Annotated in this window: 6 protein-coding genes; 2 read left to right on the top strand and 4 right to left on the bottom strand. The window is 58.7% G+C overall.

Annotation, left to right across the window (positions count from 1 at the left end):
- A partial coding sequence (locus JJE47_17495; protein ID MBK5269220.1) for a hypothetical protein occupies positions 1 to 425 on the top strand: 425 nt, incomplete at its 5' end.
- Between the two features lie 21 nt (positions 426 to 446).
- Positions 447 to 965, top strand: coding sequence for a GNAT family N-acetyltransferase (locus tag JJE47_17500; GenBank protein MBK5269221.1), 519 nt, complete (start codon positions 447 to 449; stop codon positions 963 to 965).
- Positions 966 to 984: 19 nt separating this feature from the next.
- Here the strand turns inward: JJE47_17500 and JJE47_17505 are convergent, their stop codons facing one another.
- Genes JJE47_17505 through JJE47_17520 form a run of 4 tightly spaced genes read right to left on the bottom strand, consistent with a single transcriptional unit; the run spans position 985 to position 3,030 of the window.
- Positions 985 to 1,788 carry a lysophospholipase gene (locus JJE47_17505; protein ID MBK5269222.1) on the bottom strand — a complete coding sequence of 268 codons (804 nt, stop codon included), beginning with the start codon at positions 1,786 to 1,788 and terminating at the stop codon, positions 985 to 987.
- A complete protein-coding gene (locus JJE47_17510) occupies positions 1,785 to 2,210 on the bottom strand; it encodes a hypothetical protein (GenBank protein MBK5269223.1) in 426 nt (141 codons plus the stop codon). Before JJE47_17510 ends, JJE47_17505 begins: the two co-directional genes overlap by 4 nt.
- Before the next feature lie 20 nt (positions 2,211 to 2,230).
- Positions 2,231 to 2,701 (bottom strand): MerR family transcriptional regulator, encoded by a 471-nt coding sequence (locus JJE47_17515; protein ID MBK5269224.1) that lies wholly within the window; start codon positions 2,699 to 2,701, stop codon positions 2,231 to 2,233.
- 59 nt (positions 2,702 to 2,760) lie between these two features.
- Positions 2,761 to 3,030 carry a TrkA C-terminal domain-containing protein gene (locus JJE47_17520; GenBank protein MBK5269225.1) on the bottom strand — a complete coding sequence of 90 codons (270 nt, stop codon included), beginning with the start codon at positions 3,028 to 3,030 and terminating at the stop codon, positions 2,761 to 2,763.
- Between the last annotated feature and the right edge of the window lie 19 nt (positions 3,031 to 3,049).

Consider the following 3,049-nt stretch of genomic DNA (forward strand, 5'->3'; position numbering starts at 1 on the left):
CGGTAAATGGATTCACCCTTGGAGAACTGAAGGATTACGAACTGAACGCAGTGGGAGGCTCCGACACCCAGTTCTATCCGCTGTCCAAGGTGCTCAGCTCCTTCGACCGACAAGCCTCAACGCTCGCCCTTGGTCGGGACAGCGAAGCCGAATCCGGCCATGTCGTCCTTGCTCCTGCCGACTACGTCGACGTGATCTCCTATTACGACGAGATTCTCGCAGCCGATGGCTGGGTCAAGATCGCGGTGCCGACCCCGCTGGTGGCATTCGGCGCAGAGCAGACGGCAGTGACCTGGCGAAAGCAGAACGTCGTCTTTCGTCTCGTCGAAGAGACCGACGGCCGTCTGTTGGTGGAGGCAGGAGGATCCGGCGGCGACACCGTATACGAATATCTGGTGACCCCGTTGTTCCCTGTTGACGAGTAGCAATCCGCTAGGTTCGGTTGGGTGACTGCTCGACTGGCACGACGAAACGATTTGGCGGACATCCACCGGATCGGAACACTCTCGATCCTGCATTCTTATGCAAGTTTTCTCCGGCCTGAAACGCTCGACTCCTGGCTCGAGGGCGTCTATTCAACCGAAGCCTTGGTGAAGCGGTGGCAGGACCATCCCGTATACGTGGCGGACATCGATGGCGTCACCGCTGCCTTCGCCGACGCGTTCGTCGAGGATGAGCGGATCTTTCTGTCAGCCTTGTTCACGATGCCGGCTTTCCGCCTCAGGGGGGCGGGAAGGTCCCTCGTTGATCAGGTTCGCAGTATCGCCTCCAGCCTGCCGGTCACCTGCGACGTACTTCTGGGTAACGACGATGCCGAGGGCTTTTTTGAACGGCTGGAATTCGTGCCTGGAGAAACCCTTCGGGTAACCATCTTTGGCGAGCAAGTGATCGAGCGTCGTTGGTATCTCGACCCGCTCGCCGAGGAATCGGTCTCAGACGCAGGAGCGGCGGGCGCCCGCTCATAGATCCACCCGAAGGCCCTGGTTAGCCGATCTCCTGACGGAGCCAGGCGACGATATCAGCTACGACCTCTGGTCCTTCCGGCTCGTTGAAGACCTCGTGTCGAAGCGACGGATAGAGCTTCCGGCTCGCATGCTCACCGAGCGGGGCAGAGAAGTGAGGCGGAACAATCTCGTCGGCACCTCCGTGAACCACGTGGGTAGGCATGGAAGGAACCTTCCCGGCCACGTCCTTCATAACTTCAAGTGATTCAGCGCCCAACCGCGTCGAAGCCTTGGCATAGACAAGCGGATCGGCAAAATACGCTTCTCCCACCTTGGGGTCCCGCGACAATTGTTCGCCCTTCCAAACGTTCGGAAACATTATCTTGGGAGCGAATCTGCCGAGGAGCGGGGCCAGCGCTCGCTGCCAGCCCGGGATGTTGGCGTCGACCGCAGGTGCCGACAGGACGAGATAGTCAGGAGCAGGGCTGCGGGAGAGTGCGTACTTCAGGGCGATCAAACCACCCAATGAATGGCCCAATAGCACCGACGGTAGACCGTGTTCAACCGACGAAGCCAGTTCCTCACCGACGGCATCAAGGTAGTCGTCAAACGAATCGACATGTCCGCGTTGTCCGCCCGTTCCACCGAAGCCCGGAAGGTCAAACGATCGGACTTTGATGCCCGCCTCGCTCAATTGCCTGCCGACCAGTTCATATCGGCCGGAATGCTCGGCAATACCGTGCACAAGCAGCAGCGTGGCCCAGGGACGTTCAGGACGCTCCCAGATGCGAACCAGGCGGGTATGGGTCCCAACCGTGACCGATTCAACGTTACTCAAGCTCACGCCGGTCGCTCCCATCGTCCATCTTCATCAAGACGGAGTACCCGCAGTGCTCCCGGGATCCGGGTTGGCGGAACCATCTCATCATTTTGATCAGGCTCTTCCAAACCGTATTTGATAACCAGATGCAGGTAGTCCCGCTGATAGAGAATACGGCACTTCACCTCGGGATGATGCTCGGCGAGGAGTCGAACCTTCCGGTTCTTTTTCGTGACCAACTTCTGGTTCATCGTGGTTATTTCGATAAACGCACCCTCGTCAGGCAGGTAGAAATCCGGGGTGAAGAACTTGATCGGCTCACCGTTGTCATCAAAACCGATCGGGAACGAGGTCGGCTCGTACTCCCAGGCCAGGCCATAGAAGTCCAACAACTTGGCGAACTGTCGTTCGCTGTTGTGGGCGAACTCGACGGTGTCGGATCGCAAGGGGTGAAACAACCCGTCGATTAGAGTGCCTCGCCCAATACGGCCGGACTCTCTTCCGGCCCCACGACGTCGCCGAACAGCCGGTGAATCTCACCCTCTAGTTCCTTCTGAACCGGTCCGACCGCGATCCCGAACACACCTTGACCGCGTCGGAACACGTCAATGACCTCATCGGGGCTCTTTGCGGCGTAAATCGTCGATCCATCGGACAGAAGTGTCACGTCGGCGAGCGGATTGTGGCTCTGCATCTGCTCACGGAGGATATCCATCGCCTGGCGAATCCGCTTCAGGCTCATCCCGGCGTCGAGAAGACGCTTGATGACCTTCAGCTGGACAACGTCCGAAAACGAATACAAACGTTGTGAGCCGGAGCCATGTGCATCCTGAAGGGACGGTGTCAGCAGATCCGTCCGCGCCCAGTAATCGAGCTGCCGGTATGTGATACTTACTACTTTACACACCTGCGGTGCGCGGAATCCATGTGTTGTCACGGTTGGGTTTCCTCCTGCGTGGAACTGGGTTACACGCCCGTAATTACCCCACTGTGAAGTTACTCAGCCCCACTCGCCGTGTCAACGACCACCAGGCGGCGAAGCGCCTCGAGTTGGCCAAAAGTACCGATGGCAACAAGCGATTGACCCGACTGAAGAATCAGGTCAGGGTCAGGGTTGATAGTCACTCCGGCCGTCGGGTGGTCGAGGCCGACCACCATGGCCCCGAATTGTTCACGGATGGCGGCGGTCTTCAACGTCTGGCCGACCAGAACGCCCGCCACCGGAATTCGTTCAACCCGCAGCTCGAAGTGGCGACTCCCCTGCATCACAAACTCAATGACATCA

It is taken from the genome of Acidimicrobiia bacterium (assembly GCA_016650365.1).
Taxonomy (GTDB): domain Bacteria; phylum Actinomycetota; class Acidimicrobiia; order Spongiisociales; family JAENVV01; genus JAENVV01.